The organism is Chryseobacterium sp. JV558 (genome assembly GCF_033712365.1).
Lineage (GTDB): Bacteria > Bacteroidota > Bacteroidia > Flavobacteriales > Weeksellaceae > Chryseobacterium.
The window spans coordinates 406,108-424,865 of record NZ_WJHU01000001.1 but is presented as its reverse complement, the minus strand read 5'-3'; the positions used below and the strand labels follow the sequence as shown (position 1 = coordinate 424,865).

The window sequence follows — 18,758 nt, the reverse complement described above, 5'->3', positions numbered from 1 at the left end:
TTTCTTATCCAATATGTGTTCCGGGAGCTACAATTGCTCCTTTTTTCACGACTACAATACCGTCCTGTACGGAATAGGTTCCATAATCGCCATCCGGGATATGTTTTCCTCCAATGATTTTCACATTGTCACCAATGTAACAGTTTTTATCAAGGATTGCTTTTTCTATATAACAGTATTTCCCAATTCCCATATTAGGGCGGCCAGCTCTGTCATTCAGTATAATTTCTGTGGTATTCTGGTAAAAATCGGCTCCCATCACATAGGAGTTTACGATTGTACTTCCCTTGTCAATTCTTGTTCTGTTTCCGATCACAGAATTTTCAATTTTATCGGCCATAATGATACATCCATCCCCAAAAACTGCCTTACTTACATAAGAACCATTGATTTTTGATGGTGGAAGCATTCTAGCTCTGGTATAAATAGGCGAAGAAGAGAAAAGGTTAAACTGCGGCAGATCCAGACAAAGGTCCAGATTGGCCTCGTAGAAAGATTCTATAGTTCCGATATCTGTCCAGTATCCTTCATACTGATAGCTCAATGTTTTGTATTTCCCAATAGAATTTGGAATGATGTCTTTTCCGAAATCATCACCAGCTCCTTCATCAAACATCTTTTTAAGGATGGTCTTAGTGAAGATATAGATTCCCATAGAAGCCAGAAACTCTTTTCCTGTATGTTTATTTTCTGCTGAAACTTCAGACTTCATGCCTTCCAGCATATCATAATCAGGCTTTTCATAGAAAGAAGTAATATTTCCTTCGTCATCAGATTTTAAGATCCCAAAACCGGTGGCATCTTTTGCATTGACCGGAATTGTAGCAATGGTAAGGTCTCCTCCATTTTCAATGTGAAAATCCAGCATTTCTCTGAAATCCATCTGATACAGCTGATCTCCTGAAAGAATAAGAATATAGTCATAATCATACTTTTCAAGGTGTTTCATCGACTGTCGTACAGCATCTGCGGTTCCCTGATACCAACTTTCATTTTCTACATTTTGCTCGGCTGCCAGAATATCGACAAAGCCTTTGCTGAAGATGTCAAAGTGATAAGAATTCTTAATATGTGAATTGAGGGAAGCAGAATTAAACTGCGTTAAAACCAGAATCTTATTTAATCCTGAATTCAGGCAGTTTGAAATAGGAATATCTACCAACCTGTATTTTCCTGCGATAGGCACAGCCGGTTTTGATCTGGAATACGTTAACGGGAATAGTCTTGTTCCCCTGCCTCCTCCTAAAACTATGGAGATTACATTTCGATTCATAAATATCTTGCGTTTTTTATTTTATTAAGTTTACTGTTCTATACTTAGTGTTCACTGCTACTTTAAAGCATTCTTTGTTTTCATATTTCAAATTTGAATTGATCACTGCCACTTCATACTCTCCCTGATCATTAAGCTCTTTAACCTGTTTATTCACATCATCAATTGGGATATTGCAGTCTCTCAATTTGTTCCTGAATAATTTGTTTACAATCAGAACATCCATTACATCTGCCCTTCTCATGGCAAAATCTTGTATATCCTTATGATATTTTGCTTCCCAACCTTTACCATATTTTTTTGTAATAGCGGCCAGTGTTCTTTTATTAGCTCTGTTTATCTTTTTTTCCAATTCGCCATCAATAACGCATCCTCCGGCATCTACTGTTTTTATTTTCCATTTTTCAGAAATACCATTGGCAGCTTCTTCTCCATACATATCTTTAAGACCAGATCCGTAAAGCCAGAAATAGCCATTACGAAGTCCGTCATCTTCTTTTTTGCAGGAAGATATTACGGCTATTATTAATAAAAAGGAAAAAAACTTCGTCATATCAGCTATTATATAAAGCTATGTATTTTTCTGCAGATTTCTCCCATGCAAAGTCAAAATTCATGTTGGCATGAATAAGATCTTCCATCACTCCTTTTTGGTTATAAATCCCCAGCGCCCTGTTCATCGCATGTACAATATCATCTACACCAGGATAAGTAAAGTTCAGTCCTGCTCCTCCGGTTGAGATATCTTCTACAGTATCTCTGAGTCCGCCCGTATATCTTACTACAGGAACGGTTCCGTATCTCATGGAATACATTTGATTCAATCCGCAGGGTTCCACTCTTGAAGGCATCAGAAGAAAATCTGCAGATGCATAGATCTTATGGGATAGATGTTCTTTATATCCCAGATCCAGAGCAAAATTGGTATAGGTATAATCGTATTCCTTTAGTTTATTCTCGATATAGGTATTTCCAGAACCGAGAATCATAATATTTAAAGCTCCATAGCTTTGTTTAATGCTTTTCCAGACCACATCCGGTAAAAGATCTGCTCCTTTTTCTGTGGCAAATCTTCCGATAAAGGCAAACAGAGGAAGCTCCGGCTTCAATCCATATTCTTTGCAGAGTTGTTCTTTATTTTTCTTCTTTTGGGCAACTGCATTTTTACTGTTAAAATTAAAGTCCAGCATAGGATCAGTCTCCGGATTCCAGACTTCAGCATCAATACCGTTAATAATTCCATATGCTTTTCCGAATTCCTGGCGAACGAGGCTTTCCAATCCGCGGAAGCTTATAAAAAGTTCTTCCAGATATCCTTCGGAAACGGTGGTAAAGGCATCGGCACATTTAATCATACTGGCGAGAGGATTCATGAATCCGTTCCAATCCATCAATCCCCATTTATAAGAATCAAAAGACGGCATATAGTTGGCCATTCCCCAGTTCATCATTCCCTGATATTCTCCGTTGTGGATAGTTCCTATTGTTTTCACTCCTTTTAAGAATTGAAATTCCGGGCAGTGTTCTACCATAAAAGGAACCAGTCCGGTGTGATAATCATGGCAGTGTAAAACATCGGGACGGATTTCCATAGCACACAGCCAGTGTAATATTCCCTGCTGGAAAGCCATAAACTGGAAACTTTCATCCTGATAGCCGTAAGGGTTGTCTCGGTCTAATAATCCGGGAATCCTCACTATATACAGTTCAAATCCCAAAACGTTTGTTTTTTCTTTCAACACCTGAACCTGCAACATACTGGTTCCCTGATGAATAAATCCATCAAAAACCAACTCAAATTCATGATCATATATAAAAGGCTTGTTGTACCACGGCATTACTACCTTAGCTTCTATTCCTTTTATTTTATTCTGATATTTTGGCAGCGCTCCTACTACATCCGCCAGACCGCCAACTTTTGCTACAGGATAACATTCTGTACTTAAATGATAAATAACCATTCTTTATCTCTTGTGTTTAATTCTGTGTAATTTATACTTTTTATCTTTCTTCTGTCTTAAAATAATGCCTGCCAACGGTGGTAGTTTCACAGTCATTGATTTCGGATATCCTCGCCATTCTTCATTTTTCTCTTCTACAATTTCAGGTTCTACTCCGCTTCCACTATATTTTTCATCATCGGAATTTAAAATAACCTCCCAATGAGTTCCTGCAGGAATCCCTATTTTATAATCCAGTACTTTGGGAGCCAGATTTAAAGCTACCAGAGCAACATCATCTTTTTTCTTTCCTTTTCTCAGGTATACATATACTGAATTTTCCAGATCATCTGCTTCTACCCACTCAAAACCATGTTTATCAAACTGATTTTCATAAAAGGCAGAGTCTGAGGTGTACAGGTGATTCAGTTCTTTAACGATTTCCTGCATTCCTTTATGAACAGGATATTTCAGCAAATGCCAGTCGAGACTTCGGGTAAAGTTCCATTCACTCGTCTGCGCGAATTCATCCCCCATAAAAAGCAGTTTAGCGCCAGGATGGGTATACATATATACATACAAGGTACGCAGATTGGCAAATTTCTGCCATTCGTCCCCTTTCATTTTATAGATTAAACTTGCTTTTCCATGTACGACTTCATCATGTGACAAAGGCATCATATAATTTTCATTATACATATACATAGAAGCAAATGTCAGCTTATGATGATGGAATTTACGATTAACAAAATCTTCTTTAAAATAATCCAGTGTATCATGCATCCAGCCCATCATCCATTTCATTCCAAAGCCTACCCCTCCGTCATGAACAGGTTTTGTAAGCATAGGAAAATCTGAGCTTTCTTCTGCAATAGTCATGATATTATTTCCGAATTCCTTATATACAGCTGTATTAAACTCCTGTAGAAAAGCTTTAGCCTCCAGATTGACATTATCACCATAAATATTCGGTTCCCATTCGCCCTCATTTCTTGAATAATCGAGATGAAGCATTGAGGTTACGGCATCTACGCGCAATCCGTCAGCATGGTAGCGGTCCAGCCAGAACATGGCATTGGAAATCAGAAAAGACTTCACTTCATTTCTTCCATAATTGAAAATATGGGATTTCCAATCGGGATGAAAACCTTTTCTAGGATCTTCATGTTCATAGAGATATGAGCCGTCAAAACGATGAAGACCATTAGCATCTCCCGGAAAATGAGAGGGAACCCAATCCAGAATAACGCCTATATTATTTTTATGAAGTTCATCAATGAGAAACATCAGATCCTGTGGTGAGCCGAAACGTGAAGTCGCTGCATAAAAACCAGTAATCTGATATCCCCAGCTTGGATCATACGGATACTCCATCACAGGCATGAATTCTACATGGGTAAAACCCATTTCTCTGACATAAGGAACCAGCTTTTCTGCAATATCCCGATAATTTAAAAACTGACCAGGATTATCACCTTCCCTTACCCAAGAACCAAGGTGCAGCTCATACACTGATATCGGAGCTTCCAGCCTGTTTTTTTCCCAGCGGTTATCCATCCATTCCTTGTCATTCCATTCATACCAGGTAGTAGAAACCAAAGAAGCAGCCTGAATATTCTGTTCCCAGCTTACCGCATAAGGGTCGCTCTTCTCCAGAATCTCACCTCTTGGTGTTTCTATGGCATATTTATATAATGTTCCCCAGGTTAATCCTTCAATAAATCCTTCCCAAATTCCTGATCCGTCCCATCTTGGAAACAAAATATGATCTTTATGATTCCAGTTATTAAAATTTCCAATAACGGAAACTTTCTTTGCATGAGGTGCCCATACTGAAAAATACACTCCCTTTACTCCTTCTTTTTCCGTAGAATGTGCTCCAAATTTACCATACAGCTTATAATGCCTACCTTCTTTGAAAAGATACACATCATGATCAGTAAAAAGCGTGTAGGTTTTAACAGAATTCATCAAGTCTGGTTTGTATTTATATTTTTTTTGAAACTACGAAAAATACTGCCAATTGCGATGAATTATTCATCAAATAATCATCAACTTAATTTCAGCTTTCGTCTATCTATCAAATATATCATTTTTTAACTCACATTTTTATGATTTCAAAACAATCTTTTTTTTATACATTTAACATCAATATTTATTAAACACACACGATGAGGTTTGAACTTTATACCGAAGAAAAAGACGACAGAACGGTATTTATTACCGGAAATTTCAACAGCTGGAACCCTAAAGATTACAATTTTCAGCTTAAACAAATTGATCCTTCCCATTATTTTATAGAAATTGATGATCAGACACTTCCCGAAGAGATTGACTACAAATTCACAAAGGGAGGCTGGGAGAATGTGGAGCTGGACCAATATGGAAATATCACGCCCAACCGAAAAGTAAAAAAATCTGCTGGCAAAACTTCTGATACCATAGAAAAATGGAGATTAAACTGGGGGCCGTTTAAAGAAGAATATTATCCCATTGCTGAAGTGATTTCCGAAAATTTTTATATCCCGCAGCTTGACCGCCACCGTAAAGTATGGGCATTGCTTCCCTACGATTATCATACAACGGATAAGCGATATCCTGTTTTGTATCTTCAGGATGCCCAGAACTTATTCAATGAAGGAAGCGGCTTCGGAAACTGGGAAATTGACAAGAAACTGTCTATTCTTGCAGAATATGGCCGTGGTGATCTTATTATTATTGCCATAGAGCATGGCAGCGAAGAAAGAATTAAAGAATATATTTTTGACAATGATCATGTAGCCAACGGTTCTGAAGGAAAAAAATACATCCGCTTTATTGCAGACACTCTAAAGCCTTTTGTAGATGAAAATTACAGAACAAAAAAAGACCGTGACAATACCGGAATCGGAGGCAGCTCATTGGGGGCATTGATCAGCATATACAGTGGTTTTCTTTACCCTGAAGTCTATTCCAAATTATTAATCTTTTCACCTTCCCTGTGGGTAGAACCGAACAACAACTTTCCGATGATGAATTTCCGGGTTCCTTATAAAACAAAAATTTATCTCTACGGCGGAGGTCAGGAAGGGTCTAAAATGGTAAAAAGAATTCATATTTTTGAAGAGTATCTGAAAAGATGGGAAGAGAAAAAACTGTTTGATTTTGAGTTTAAGACCAATGTCAATCCTGAAGGCACCCATAATGAATTTTACTGGTCACAGGAATTCCCAAGGGCTATTGAATGGTTATTCTATGACAATACAGAAAACCCTGTGGAAGTGAAACCACAACAACAAAGCATTAAAAACTAAGTCTATAAAATCGCTGAAGAAAATTCTCAGACAGACAAGAACAAATGAAGAGTGATTGCGTATGATTTTAGAAAAAATAACATCTATTTATGAAACTAATCAATAAAAAAAACAAAAATTACACTCAAGTCTTTCATGTATTTACAGAGGAAGAATGGACAAAATCCAGTAAAAATTTCAACAAAAATATTTCAACTTTTTTTACAGGAAAGAAGTATGAAGTGTTCATCAATGCTCATGAAGAAGGAATTACCTATTTCATTGGATTAGGAAAATCTACGTTACAAAATTTCGAAATCCAGCAGGTTGCAGCCAAATTCTCACAGACACAGAAAGAGAAGCTGCAGGCAGTACCTACATTGGCCCTGGCAGATTTTATGAATGAAAAACAATTCGAAGAATTTGTAAAAGGTCTGTTGATTGGAACTTATAACTATCCTTTTGATAAAAAACACACTTTCTGGAATGCAAAATTTGAATTACACTTTGAAAATGTAAGTCAGAAGAAATTAGACCTTATCAGCCAGAAATCGGAAGCACTGGTAAACGGACAAACAGCCTGTCAGGATTGGCTTAACAAACCTGCCAATCTCAAAAAACCGGATATCTTAAGTGCATACCTTAAAAATCTGGCAAAAAAGTATGAGTTAAAGTACACCGTTTTCAATAGAAAGAAATGTGAAGAGCTTGGATTAGGCGCCTATCTTTCAGTCAATCAAGGAAGTGCTTATGATGCAGCGTTCACTATTTTAGAATATAAAACTACAGTTAAAAATGCCAAAACTTTCGGATTGGTAGGAAAATGTATTTTGTTTGACACGGGAGGAATATCAATAAAAAGCTCTGCCAATCTGCATTACATGAAATCTGATATGGGTGGAGCTACGGCTGTTTTGGGAACGCTAATCTATGCGGCTGAAATGCAGCTTCCGGTGAACATCATTGCCATTCTTCCTATTACAGACAATGCTGTTTCTGAGAAGGCTCTGCTTCCAAGTGACGTCATCACAGCCTACAACGGAAAAACCATTGAAGTACTTGATACCGATGCAGAAGGCCGTTTAATTCTTGCAGATGGTCTGTCTTATCTTTCTAAGAACTACAAAACAGATTTCCTTATTGATCTGGCTACTTTAACAGGAAGTTCTGTAAGAATGTTTGGTGACACTTGTGCCGCAATGTTTTCCAATAATGAAGAATTGAAAAATAATCTGATAAAAACAGGAGATCAAACCAATCAGAGAGTATGGAATCTACCTTTATGGGATATCTGGAAAGATGATATTCAGTCTGATGTAGCCGACATGAAAAACATCTCTCTGAAGCCTGTAGGAGACTGCATTATTGCGGCAAAATTCTTAGAACAATTCACTGAAAACCATACTGGTTGGGCTCATTTGGACATTGCCGGAGTAGCATTTGGAAACGTAGGGTATGCCAAGGAGAAAGCAGCAACAGGTTTTGGAGTTCAACTCCTCGTGAATTTAATTGAAAATTATCATTAAAAATTAGTTTTTTACAAAAAAACTCTGTATAATTGATTAGTGGATTTTCAAAACCGCACGATATTGCATTTTATGATATTGATAAAATAACAAATAAATGCTTTTATTTTTGAAAATTCACTAAATCTTAAAAAACATTATATGGAGAAGAAAACTATTGTATGTATTTCGTGCTATTACAAAGGCTACGATTTTATGGACGAAATGAAGAATCTCGGCAATAAAATCATCTTAGTAACCTCAGAAAACCTTAAAGAAAAAAACTGGCCCTGGCATGCGATTGATGAGGTATTTTATATGCCGGAACTCAAGCCATCCGTATGGAATCTGGAGCATCTGATTCAGGGATTTTCCCACCTGATGAAAACCAGAAAAGTAGATGCTGTAGTGGCATTGGATGATTATGATGTAGAAAAAGCGGCATTAATCAGGGAAACATTCCGTATTCCGGGAATGGGACAAACCACACACCGCTATTTCAGGGATAAACTGGCTATGCGTCAGAAAGCAAAAGATTCAGAAATCAGTGTTCCGGAATTTACAGCAGTTTTCAATGATAACGAAGTCAATGAGTTTACAGACCGCGTTCCCGCACCATGGGTATTGAAACCCCGCTCTGAAGCTTCCGCATCAGGAATCAAAAAAATAACTTCCAAAGAACAACTTTATGAGGCGCTGGAGACCCTGGGAGAAGAACGTCATCTTTTTTTACTGGAAAGTTTTAAACCAGGAGACGTTTACCATGTAGACAGCCTTACTTTTAATAAAAAAATTATATTCACTTCAGCTTCAAAATACCTTGCTCCTCCTATGCAGGTTTCCCATGAAGGCGGAGTATTCCGATCCAAGACTTTAGGACGGTATTCTGAAGAATTCAAAGCTTTGGAAGAAATTAACGCCAGAGTGCTTTCCAATTTCGGACTGATCAATGGGGCTACCCATACAGAATTTATCCGTGGAAAAGAAGACGGAAAATGGTATTTCCTTGAAACCTCTTCAAGGGTTGGCGGTGCTCATATTCCGGATCTTGTTGAAGCTTCAAGCGGCATCAACATCTGGAGAGAATGGGCCAAAATTGAAGACGCTCTTCTGAGAGGTAATGATTATAATGTCTCACCACCCACAGGATATTATTCAGGGCTGATTGTTGCTCTGATCAAAGATAAAGAACCCAATTACAGCAGTTTTGAATGTGAAGAAGTGGTAAAATTTCTTCCAATAGATTATCATGTCGGGATTGTTTACAAATCCGGTGATGCCTCCGTTGTACAGGACAGACTTGACTCTGCAGCAGAAATGATTCACGCGGATATGCTGAATATTCTTCCTCCAAAAGGCAGTAAGCTTAGCTCGTAAATCATGAAGCCTGATATTCAAAATATTATTAAATTCATAATACACAGTCTGCCAGAAGATTCCATTGTAAAACGTAATTTAGAGAACATCAATTCCGGAAAATGGCGAAGCAGGGCTTATTATCAGTTTATTGATTCAGCTCACCCCAATACACCGGGCTCAAAATGGATATTTAAAGAAAATATTATTCTGGAGCATCCACAATCAGGAACAATTGTACTGGATATTTTAGAAAAAGATCAACCGGGAGGAATTGAATTTTATGAATTAATATAAAAACACAAATTAAAACTAAACAAAGAAAAATGCCTCATATAGAACATACAGAGTATTATTCAAATATATTGGGAACCAGCCTCAAGGTAGAAGTGACCGGACATTACGGCCACCCTATCATTATGTTCCCTACTTCCCAGGGACAATATACCCAGAATCATGATTTTCATCTTAACGGAAGTATCAATTGGTTTATAGAACAGGGAAAAGTAAAGCTTTACAATGTTCAGACCATAGACGGCTGGAGTTTTTATGATGATAAAATATCTCCTCAGCAAAGAATAAGAAACTATGAACGGTATGTACAGTTTCTGATCAAGGAATTCGTTCCCTATATTCAGAAACTTCATAAAACCCATCGCGTAGCAGTGGCCGGAGCAAGTTTTGGAGGATATCACGCTGCCAATTTTGCTTTCCGATTTCCTGATGTGGTTTCCCATTTATTTTGCCTTTCTGGAGCATTCAGCATAAGGAATTTTATGGACGGCTATTCTGATGAAATGGTTTACTTCAACTGTCCGAGGGAATTTGTAAGAAATGATGACGCCTGGAAGTATAAACACATGCATATTGTACTCAGCACTTCTGACCAGGATATCTGCAAAGATAAAAATGTTGAAATGTCTGAAATCTTAAGGCTGAAAGGAATAGACTTCTGGTATGATGAAAGAAAATGGATAGGCCATGACTGGCCGTTGTGGAGAATGGTCTTCCCAACCTTTATTGGAGCGTTTTTCTCATAAAAACAATAGAAAAGACAAATAGAAAAAAATATACCCATCTTAAAAACAAAAATTATGACAAAAAAAGTAGGAATTCTTTTCGGTATGGAAGACACGTTTCCCTGGGCATTTATAGACAAAGTAAATGAATTGGGAGGTGGAGAAATCATAGCTGAACCCGTTACCATTGACAAATTAGAACAGGGTGCAGATTATGGTTACGCGGTGATCATCGACAGAATTTCACAGGACGTTCCCTTTTACAGAGCCTACCTGAAAAATGCTGCACTTAATGGCACTTATGTAATCAACAATCCCTTTTGGTGGAGCGCTGACGAGAAATTTTTCAACAATGCACTGATGTCTAAACTTGGCATTCCGCTTCCTAAGACTGTTTTGCTGCCTTCACACGAAAGACCGGAAAACACTTCGGAAACCTCATTCAGAAATCTCAAATTCCCTCATGACTGGGAATATATCTTTAATTATGTAGGATTCCCTGCTTACATGAAACCTCATGACGGAGGAGGCTGGAAAAGCGTTTACAGAGTAGAAAATCCGGATGATTTATGGAATAAATTAGGAGAGACTGAACAACTGGTGATGATGGTACAGGAAGAAATCGTCTTTGATGATTATTACAGGGTTTACTGCTTAGGGAGAAAATATGTTCACATCATGCCTTACGAACCAAGAAATGCTCCTCATTTGAGATATGCCACTACCCATCAGACAGAAGGTAAAGAACTTGAAAAACTTCTGAAAACTATTCATGATTATACGATTACCATGAATGAAGCTTTGGGATATGATTTCAATACAGTAGAATTTGCCGTAAGAGATGGTATTCCTTATGCAATTGACTTCTGCAACCCGGCTCCGGATGCAGACAGAAATTCTGTAGGAGAAGAAAATTTTGCATGGATCATAGAACATGCTGCAAAACTGGCTATAGAAAAAGCTAAAGAATATGTTCCAGGGAAACCTAACATTACGTGGGGAACCTTTGTGAAAGATTCCATAAAATAACATTGAAAAAAATTAAAAAACACAAAACAAATGCATCATCAGTTTACTATTGGAATTGAAGAAGAATATCAGATCATTGATGTAGAAAGCAGAGATCTTGTTTCTCACGTTTCAAAAATCATTGAGGGCGGCAAAGCAGTTTTGAGTGAAAACTTAAAGCACGAAATGCATGAATCTATGATTGAAATGGAAACAGGGATCTGCCAGAATATTCAGGAAGCCAGAGCAGAATTGACGAATTTAAGGCGTCATCTTATCAACATCGCTCACGAGCAGGGACTGCGTGTTTCAGGAGGAGGCACCCATCCTTTTTCACATTGGTCAGATAACAGTATCACCCAAGGCGAAAGATACATCAAAATTGTAGATGATATGGGTGATGTAGCCCGCGAAAACCTTATTTTCGGATTACATGTACACATTGGAATTCCCAACCGTGAAGAAGGCGTAAGAATTCAGAATGTAATGCGTTACTTTCTTCCTCACGTGTATGCTCTTTCTACCAATTCACCTTTCTGGATTGGAAGATATACAGGTTTTAAATCTTACAGACAGGAAATTTTCGTAAAATTCCCAAGAACCGGTATCCCGAGTTATTTTAATTCTCTGGCGGAATTTGACAGCTATGTAGATCTTCTGGTGAAAACCGGAACCATTGACAATGCCAAGAAAATATGGTGGGATTTACGCGTTCATCCATTCTACCCTACCATTGAATTCAGAATCTGTGATATGCCGCTGAGAATTGATGAAACGGTATGTCTTGCAGCCATTATGCAGTGTCTCGTGGCTAAAATCTATAAACTTCACCAGCAAAATCTGAGTTTCAGAAGCTACAGAAGACTGCTGTTGAACGAAAATAAATGGCGTGCTTCCAAAAGCGGTATCGAAGCCCATCTGATTGATTTCGGAAAAGAAGAATCTGTTCCTTATCCTCATTTATTAAAAGAACTTCTGGAGTTTATTGATGATGTGGTAGACGATTTAGGATGCCGTAACGAAGTAGAATATGCCTGGAAAATTCTGGAAAACGGAACAGGTGCAGACAGGCAGCTTCAGATCTTTAAGGAGACAGGCGATCTCACGAAAGTCGTTGATTATATGATCTCTGAAACTGAGTATGGAATCACCCATGGTGAACCTGCTTCATAATATTTTTGGTAACTTTACAAAAAATATGATGTAATGAAAGATATTCGAATTGCTCTGCTGGACATGAACAACAATCATGTGAATCAAGGTTTTAGAAACATTAAAGAAATTTCTGAAGCATTTCAGCAGAACTCTGAAGAAAATGTTGTCATCAAAACATTTGATGTGAGATTTAAAGATGAAATGCCAGAGATTGGAGACTTTGATATTTTCATCTCTTCTGGCGGGCCGGGAAATCCACATCGGGAAGGTCTTGCCTGGGAAGATAGATTTGCCAGTTTTTTAGATTCCGTTTTTGAACATAATAAATTCAGTGAAGATAAAAAATACCTTTTCCTTATCTGCCATTCATTCCAGTTGGCAAGTATTCACTGGAATCTGGGTAATATTTGTAAAAGAAAGTCTTATTCCTTTGGAGTAATGCCTGTTCACAAAACAAAAGAAGGCAGAGAAGAGTTCTTATTCAAAAATCTTCAGGATCCTTTTTATGCAGTAGATTCCAGAGCTTATCAGTTTATTGAGCCGGATCATGACCGTTTTGAAGAACTTGGAATGACGGTTATGGCGATTGAAAAGTTCCGCCCTCATATCAATCTGGAAAGAGCGGTAATGGCAGTTCGTTTTTCGGAAGAGATATTCGGGACACAGTTTCACCCTGAAGCCAATCCTGAATCTCTGATCGAAAATCTGAAAGATGAAAAAAACAGAGAAGCCATGATCGAAAACTTCGGAATGGAAAAATATCTTGAAACCATGGACAGAATAGATGATGAGGACAAAATTATCCTTACCAGAAATCAGATTCTTCCGAGATTCCTTCAGTTTGCAAAAAAAAACATTTTGAAAGAAGCTGAATCTTTGGTTTAAAAAATTAAATCACTATAAACCACAAAAGTCACAAAAGGTTTGGATATTTAAGTCTAATAAGTAATGATAAAGACTTAAAATTAGAAATAAGCATAATCTAAAAACTTCTGTGCCTTTTGTGGTAAAATCAAATCGGGTAGAAATGCTCGATTTTTTATCATCACAAAAGAAAAAAAATATGATTCCAAAATATAGAAAACAGTTCAACCAGGAGTTTTCGGATGAAAAGTATAATCAATTAAAAAATATACTGGCAGAAAAAGGAGGTACAGCACCTGCTTTCAGGGTTTCAGAAAGTCCTATTTTTTTGACTAAAGAATTTGAAAGTAAGCTTATTGATGCCAGTGAAAGTATTATCAGCCAGATCAAAGCAATTCCGGCAGAAACACTTCGGAAAGCCGTTCCTGATAGCTGCAGAGTTCCCAATGATACAGATCAGCCTCATTTTTTCACGATAGATTTTGGAGTCTGCAAAAGTGAAAACGGAGCAATAGAACCTCAACTAATAGAGCTTCAGGCATTTCCTTCTTTGTATGCTTTTCAGAAAGTGTACGAAGAAACCTTCTGCGAAGTCTATCCTTTTCTTTCGGAGATTAAAAATCCGATGCCTCATGAAACTTTTAAGAACTATTTAAAAGAATTAATTGTAGGAGATGAAAATCCTGAAAATGTAATCCTGCTTGAAATCTTTCCGGAAAAACAAAAAACAGCCATTGATTTTGCTTTAACAGAAAAATTATTAGGAATAAAAACCGTGTGTCTGACGAAAGTAAAGAAAGAAGGCAAAAAGCTGTATTATGAAAATGATGGAAAGCTGGTAGAAATCAAGAGAATTTATAACCGGGTTATATTTGATGAACTGGACAATATCCCTGACCTTACCACTGAATTTAATTTCCGTGAAGAAGTAGATGTTCAATGGATCACCCATCCCAACTGGTTCTTTAAAATTTCAAAGTTTCTTTTGCCTTTATTGCAACATCAGTTTGTTCCGAAGAGTTATTTTCTACATGAGTTTCCAGAAAATGAAAACCTTGAAGACTTTGTATTGAAACCTTTGTTTTCATTCGCAGGAAGCGGAGTTAATTTGAATCCCACAAAAGAAATTACAGACTCTATTCAGGATAAGGAAAACTATATTTTGCAGAGAAAAGTGTACTATGAACCAATTTTTGAAGATATCAACGGTGAATTTTCAAAAGCAGAGATCCGTTTGTTGTATATTTGGCGTGAAAATGACGAACGCCCTATCCTATTGGAAAATTTGGGAAGAATGACCAAAGCTGCAATGGTAAATGTGGATTTCAATAAAAAAGATGCCATCTGGATTGGAAGTTCAAATGCTTTTTTTGGATAAAAAACTTATAAAACTAATATTACATGGAAGAAAAGTCAACAGCTTTTGCAGAATTTGACAATAACATTTTAACACGAAGAAGAAATCTATTACCCACCTGGATTAAAGTTTTCTTGTGGATCTTTTTAATCGCAGGGGCACTAGCTGCCATTTTTTTGATAGCAGGCTCTTTACTGACTAATATTTCTTTATCGGTATATGGGATAAACGCTAATCATCCTTATTCAATAACAGGGTTGTTAATCTGCTTTTTGTTTTTGTTTAAAGGTATTGTTGCCTATGGACTTTGGTTTGAACAAAAATGGGCAATACAGGCTGCAATCGTTGATGCTATTATAGGAATTGCTATTTGCCTCATTATGATGGCCATTATTCCTTTTACTGTTCCTTCTATTAGTTTTACAATTAGATTAGAACTTATCCCGCTGTATTTCTATCTTGTGAAAATGCAGAAAATAAAAAAAACCTGGGAAAGCTTATAAAAAACAAAACCTCCGAAATTCCGGAGGTTTTGTTTTTTCTGATTCTTGTAATCTCCTATGAATTTATCTTTCTTAATAAAAGTTGATCAGAAAACAATATAGCATGAGAAGGAGCTCAAAAAGCTTGGTTGAAAATACTTAAAAGTAAATATCAAATTGAAATACAGTAACAAAAAATCCCTCGCAATGAGGGATCGTATTTATAAATCCGGACATGCCATTTGGTTGTCATGTGGGATACATACTTTATCATCACCCCACGGCATAGGACAATCACGCCAACCTGGAGGACATTTCCCTTTTCCGTTGATACTTCTTAATTTCTCCTTAGAAATTTTCTTTAAATTTTTCATGGTTTTGATTTTAGTTTAGAATCAAATATAACAATTCTTCTCCAATTAGAGATTTAACATAAAAAAATATCCATTACGGGTTTCCGTAAACAAAAAGTGTCCAATAGAATCTTAGAGAGATGAAAGAATTTATTAAAGTTGTCTCTTATTTCAAAAATCCAGATTCACAAGTGAAATTAATTGGATTTATTGCTTGGACATATGGAATCGGATGGCTTGTTTTGATTTACGAGAAGTTTATTAAGTAATATAGTCATAGCTCTACCGGAACTCGTAAATACAATGAATTAAATATTTGTAAGCTAGCAGCTAAAAATTATAACCTGCAAAATTCTAGCACAATAGATAAAAAAATTGCAATACGTTTTTTGTTCCGTATTGCAATTTAATAAGTTATATAAAGATGTACTTACACGTTTTTATCGTCTTCCAACAGCTCCTTGGCCTGATATTCCTGTACCAGGTCAATAGCATTGGAAATAACATCACTTAAAGCGGTAATAAAGGTTCCTTCTTCCGCCATTCCTATAGCATGTTTCAGGGCTTCTATTTCTTTAGGAATAATCTCGTAGCTTACATCTCTGCCTGCTTCATTAATTCCGTCAATGATCAATCCGTTGATTTCCTCTTCGGTTCTTCCGCGAAGATGTTTCTCATTTCGGATGATAATATAATCGAACATTCTTCCCGCAATTTTTCCACATTCTCTGATATCACTATCTCTTCTGTCTCCAACACCGGAAATAATTCCGATTTTCTTCGTAGACTCTACATTTTTCAGATAGTCTTCAATGGCTTCGTAACCTGAAGGATTATGAGCAAAGTCGATCAACACCTTAAAGTTTTTGAATTTAAAGACATTCAATCTTCCCGGCGTAAGCTGAGCACTTGGAATAAACGTTCTCAAAGAGTTAGAAATATCTTCAATCCCGAAACCATAAAGGTAACTTGCCAAACTGGCTGCCAGTACATTCTCAATCATGAATCTGGCTTTTCCTTCCATCGTGATCGGGAAATCTTTGGCTTTTCCAATTCTGATTTTCCAGTCTCCTTTTTTAATGGTGACAAATCCTTCTTCGTATATGCAGGTAATCTTTCCTTCTTTCGCAAATTTTACAATATGGGGATTGTTTTCATCCATACTGAAAATGGCCACATTAGAATCAAGATCATTTACGATCTTCATAGAATATTCATTATCGGCATTCAATACACTCCAGCCACTCTTTTTAACGCTATCCAGTACTACACGCTTCACTTTGGTAAGATCTCTCAGGTTGTGAATATCATTCATTCCCAAATGATCTTCCTCAATATTGGTCAGAACCCCGATGTCACATTGTGAAAAACCAAGTCCGGAACGTAAAATTCCACCTCTGGCAGTTTCCAATACTGCAAATTCTACCGTAGGATCCTTCAAGATAAATTCTGCCGAAAGTGGTCCTGTGGTATCCCCTTTTGTCAACATTGTATTTTGAATGTAAATTCCGTCCGAAGTCGTGAATCCTACTCTGTAGCCGTTACTTTTTACAATATGTGAAATAAGTCTTGTCGTTGTTGTTTTCCCATTGGTACCCGTTACGGCAATAATTGGAATAGTAAAAGGTTTCCCTTGCGGATAAAGCATATCTACCACCGGTGCAGCAACGTTTCTCGGTAGTCCTTCACTTGGAGCAAGGTGCATTCTGAAACCTGGTGCAGCATTAACTTCAATAATAGCCCCGCCACTTTCTTTTAAAGGTTGAGTTAAGTTCTGTGCCATAACATCAATACCACAGACATCCAATCCGATAATTTTGGAAACTCTTTCTGCCATTGTGATATTCTCCGGATGCACCATATCTGTTACATCAATGGAGGTTCCTCCGGTTGAAAGATTCGCCGTTGACTTTAGATAGACCACTTCTCCCCTTTGAGGAATAGTTTCCAGCGTATATTGAAGCTTTTCAAGAAGCTCTAGTGTATCTTTATCTACCTCAATCTCAGTAAGGACATTTTCATGCCCATACCCTCTTCTCGGATCTTTGTTTTCTTTTTCAATAAGCTGCTGAACATTCAGTTCCCCGTCTCCTACAACATGGGCAGGAACCCTTCTTGCCGCTGCCACCATTTTATTATTGATCACCAGAATACGGAAATCGTAGCCTGTGATATATTTCTCAACAATTACTTTTCTGGAATATTTCTGGGCATGTTCCAGACCTATTTTAGCAGACTCCCATTCGATCACATTAATGGAAGAACCTTTTCCGTGATTTCCATCCAAAGGTTTCAACACAATCGGATAGCCAATTTTTCGGATCACAGCATTTAATCCTTCTTCGTCTACAACCAAATCACCAATTGGTACTGGAATAGCAGCATCATGAAGCATTCTTTTCGTTAATTCTTTGTTACAGGCAATATCAACGGCAATAGAACTTGTTTTACCGGTAATAGTCGCCTGAAATCTTTGCTGATTTACACCGTAACCCAGCTGTACCAAAGAATTGGTACCCAATCTGATCCAAGGCATTCTTCTGGAAGCAGCTTCTTCTACGATACTTCCTGTAGACGGCCCCAGACGGACACGCTCTCTGATTTCTTTTAATCTATGAATACAGGCGTTCAAATCATAATCTTTCCCTTCTATCAGGGCTTCTGTAATCTTCATTGCTTCTTCAGCAGCGTAGATTCCCGCATTCTCTTCAATATAATTGAAAACCACATTATACACTCCCGGAGTCTTTGTTTCCCGGGTTCTTCCAAACCCCACATCCATTCCTGCCAGGGTCTGTATTTCCAAAGCAATATGCTCAATGACATGCCCCATCCAGGTTCCTGTTTCCACTCTATGGAAAAAACCACCTTCCACTCCTTCCGAGCATCGATGGGTAATCAATGAGGGTATTAATTTTTCAATCCTTTCCCTGAATCCTTCGATTTTATTGGTAGGATAATTCTCCATTTCTTCTAAGTCTAACCTCATCTGTATCAGCTTCTTTCTTCTGATGCTCCAGATGTTTGGACCGCGTAGTGCCTGAATCTTTTCGATTTTCATAGTCTATTGGCATTTTAACAGTTAACAATAACTCCTTTCATAGTCAAAGATAATGTAAAACCCAAAACAAAACCATAGCAAATTTAAAGATTTGTTAAAAAACAATTAATTTC

Annotated in this window: 16 protein-coding genes; 10 read left to right on the top strand and 6 right to left on the bottom strand. The window is 37.3% G+C overall.

Features of this window, described 5'->3' with window-relative positions:
* Positions 1-4: 4 nt before the first annotated feature.
* From GFU89_RS02005 to glgB, 4 genes are read right to left on the bottom strand one after another with little or no spacing between them, the layout of a single operon-like run.
* Positions 5-1,273, bottom strand: a complete 1,269-nt coding sequence (locus GFU89_RS02005; RefSeq protein WP_318845544.1) for a glucose-1-phosphate adenylyltransferase — start codon at positions 1,271-1,273, stop codon at positions 5-7.
* A 16-nt stretch (positions 1,274-1,289) separates the two neighbouring features.
* Positions 1,290-1,826: a hypothetical protein gene (locus GFU89_RS02000; RefSeq protein ID WP_318845543.1), complete on the bottom strand. Its 537-nt coding sequence runs from the start codon at positions 1,824-1,826 to the stop codon at positions 1,290-1,292.
* 1 nt (position 1,827) lies between these two features.
* Positions 1,828-3,234 (bottom strand): glycogen/starch synthase, encoded by a 1,407-nt coding sequence (locus tag GFU89_RS01995; RefSeq protein ID WP_318845542.1) that lies wholly within the window; start codon positions 3,232-3,234, stop codon positions 1,828-1,830.
* A 3-nt stretch (positions 3,235-3,237) separates the two neighbouring features.
* The gene (gene glgB / locus GFU89_RS01990) at positions 3,238-5,184 is read right to left on the bottom strand and encodes a 1,4-alpha-glucan branching protein GlgB (RefSeq protein WP_318845541.1); all 1,947 of its coding nucleotides are present in this window, start codon (positions 5,182-5,184) and stop codon (positions 3,238-3,240) included.
* Between the two features lie 200 nt (positions 5,185-5,384).
* On the opposite strand from glgB, the gene GFU89_RS01985 reads away from it, so the two are divergent.
* The 10 genes from GFU89_RS01985 to GFU89_RS01940 all read left to right on the top strand — a co-directional run bounded on the left by GFU89_RS01985 (position 5,385) and on the right by GFU89_RS01940 (position 15,252).
* Positions 5,385-6,506 carry an alpha/beta hydrolase gene (locus GFU89_RS01985; RefSeq protein WP_318845540.1) on the top strand — a complete coding sequence of 374 codons (1,122 nt, stop codon included), beginning with the start codon at positions 5,385-5,387 and terminating at the stop codon, positions 6,504-6,506.
* An 89-nt stretch (positions 6,507-6,595) separates the two neighbouring features.
* Positions 6,596-8,011: a leucyl aminopeptidase family protein gene (locus GFU89_RS01980; RefSeq protein ID WP_318845539.1), complete on the top strand. Its 1,416-nt coding sequence runs from the start codon at positions 6,596-6,598 to the stop codon at positions 8,009-8,011.
* A 141-nt stretch (positions 8,012-8,152) separates the two neighbouring features.
* Positions 8,153-9,367, top strand: a complete 1,215-nt coding sequence (locus GFU89_RS01975; protein ID WP_318845538.1) for an ATP-grasp domain-containing protein — start codon at positions 8,153-8,155, stop codon at positions 9,365-9,367.
* Positions 9,368-9,370: 3 nt separating this feature from the next.
* The gene (locus tag GFU89_RS01970) at positions 9,371-9,643 is read left to right on the top strand and encodes a hypothetical protein (RefSeq protein WP_318845537.1); all 273 of its coding nucleotides are present in this window, start codon (positions 9,371-9,373) and stop codon (positions 9,641-9,643) included.
* A 29-nt stretch (positions 9,644-9,672) separates the two neighbouring features.
* Entirely contained in the window at positions 9,673-10,386 is a 714-nt protein-coding gene (locus tag GFU89_RS01965) for an alpha/beta hydrolase-fold protein (RefSeq protein ID WP_318845536.1), read from the top strand.
* Between the two features lie 54 nt (positions 10,387-10,440).
* The gene (locus tag GFU89_RS01960) at positions 10,441-11,394 is read left to right on the top strand and encodes a hypothetical protein (RefSeq protein ID WP_318845535.1); all 954 of its coding nucleotides are present in this window, start codon (positions 10,441-10,443) and stop codon (positions 11,392-11,394) included.
* Between the two features lie 30 nt (positions 11,395-11,424).
* Positions 11,425-12,546, top strand: coding sequence for a carboxylate-amine ligase (locus tag GFU89_RS01955; RefSeq protein ID WP_318845534.1), 1,122 nt, complete (start codon positions 11,425-11,427; stop codon positions 12,544-12,546).
* 33 nt (positions 12,547-12,579) lie between these two features.
* A complete protein-coding gene (locus GFU89_RS01950) occupies positions 12,580-13,413 on the top strand; it encodes a glutamine amidotransferase-related protein (RefSeq protein ID WP_318845533.1) in 834 nt (277 codons plus the stop codon).
* Positions 13,414-13,591: 178 nt separating this feature from the next.
* Positions 13,592-14,770, top strand: a complete 1,179-nt coding sequence (locus tag GFU89_RS01945; protein WP_318845532.1) for a hypothetical protein — start codon at positions 13,592-13,594, stop codon at positions 14,768-14,770.
* Between the two features lie 23 nt (positions 14,771-14,793).
* Positions 14,794-15,252 carry a hypothetical protein gene (locus GFU89_RS01940; RefSeq protein WP_318845531.1) on the top strand — a complete coding sequence of 153 codons (459 nt, stop codon included), beginning with the start codon at positions 14,794-14,796 and terminating at the stop codon, positions 15,250-15,252.
* 200 nt (positions 15,253-15,452) lie between these two features.
* Here the strand turns inward: GFU89_RS01940 and GFU89_RS01935 are convergent, their stop codons facing one another.
* Together GFU89_RS01935 and cphA are read right to left on the bottom strand one after the other, a co-directional pair.
* Positions 15,453-15,605 (bottom strand): bacteriocin-like protein, encoded by a 153-nt coding sequence (locus GFU89_RS01935; protein WP_318845530.1) that lies wholly within the window; start codon positions 15,603-15,605, stop codon positions 15,453-15,455.
* A 409-nt stretch (positions 15,606-16,014) separates the two neighbouring features.
* On the bottom strand, positions 16,015-18,645 hold the full coding sequence (gene cphA, locus GFU89_RS01930) for a cyanophycin synthetase (RefSeq protein WP_318845529.1): 2,631 nt from the start codon (positions 18,643-18,645) through the stop codon (positions 16,015-16,017).
* Positions 18,646-18,758: the final 113 nt, after the last annotated feature.

Excerpts from the sequence above, each read along its gene's own strand:
- GFU89_RS01970 (WP_318845537.1), top strand. The coding sequence starts at position 9,371 with ATGAAGCCTGATATTCAAAATATTATTAAATTCATAATACACAGTCTG.
- GFU89_RS01975 (WP_318845538.1), top strand. The coding sequence starts at position 8,153 with ATGGAGAAGAAAACTATTGTATGTATTTCGTGCTATTACAAAGGCTAC.
- glgB (WP_318845541.1), bottom strand. The coding sequence starts at position 5,184 with ATGAATTCTGTTAAAACCTACACGCTTTTTACTGATCATGATGTGTAT.
- GFU89_RS01935 (WP_318845530.1), bottom strand. The coding sequence starts at position 15,605 with ATGAAAAATTTAAAGAAAATTTCTAAGGAGAAATTAAGAAGTATCAAC.
- GFU89_RS01980 (WP_318845539.1), top strand. The coding sequence starts at position 6,596 with ATGAAACTAATCAATAAAAAAAACAAAAATTACACTCAAGTCTTTCAT.
- cphA (WP_318845529.1), bottom strand. The coding sequence starts at position 18,645 with ATGAAAATCGAAAAGATTCAGGCACTACGCGGTCCAAACATCTGGAGC.
- GFU89_RS01960 (WP_318845535.1), top strand. The coding sequence starts at position 10,441 with ATGACAAAAAAAGTAGGAATTCTTTTCGGTATGGAAGACACGTTTCCC.
- GFU89_RS01965 (WP_318845536.1), top strand. The coding sequence starts at position 9,673 with ATGCCTCATATAGAACATACAGAGTATTATTCAAATATATTGGGAACC.
- GFU89_RS01940 (WP_318845531.1), top strand. The coding sequence starts at position 14,794 with ATGGAAGAAAAGTCAACAGCTTTTGCAGAATTTGACAATAACATTTTA.
- GFU89_RS01955 (WP_318845534.1), top strand. The coding sequence starts at position 11,425 with ATGCATCATCAGTTTACTATTGGAATTGAAGAAGAATATCAGATCATT.
- GFU89_RS01950 (WP_318845533.1), top strand. The coding sequence starts at position 12,580 with ATGAAAGATATTCGAATTGCTCTGCTGGACATGAACAACAATCATGTG.
- GFU89_RS01945 (WP_318845532.1), top strand. The coding sequence starts at position 13,592 with ATGATTCCAAAATATAGAAAACAGTTCAACCAGGAGTTTTCGGATGAA.
- GFU89_RS02000 (WP_318845543.1), bottom strand. The coding sequence starts at position 1,826 with ATGACGAAGTTTTTTTCCTTTTTATTAATAATAGCCGTAATATCTTCC.
- GFU89_RS02005 (WP_318845544.1), bottom strand. The coding sequence starts at position 1,273 with ATGAATCGAAATGTAATCTCCATAGTTTTAGGAGGAGGCAGGGGAACA.
- GFU89_RS01985 (WP_318845540.1), top strand. The coding sequence starts at position 5,385 with ATGAGGTTTGAACTTTATACCGAAGAAAAAGACGACAGAACGGTATTT.
- GFU89_RS01995 (WP_318845542.1), bottom strand. The coding sequence starts at position 3,234 with ATGGTTATTTATCATTTAAGTACAGAATGTTATCCTGTAGCAAAAGTT.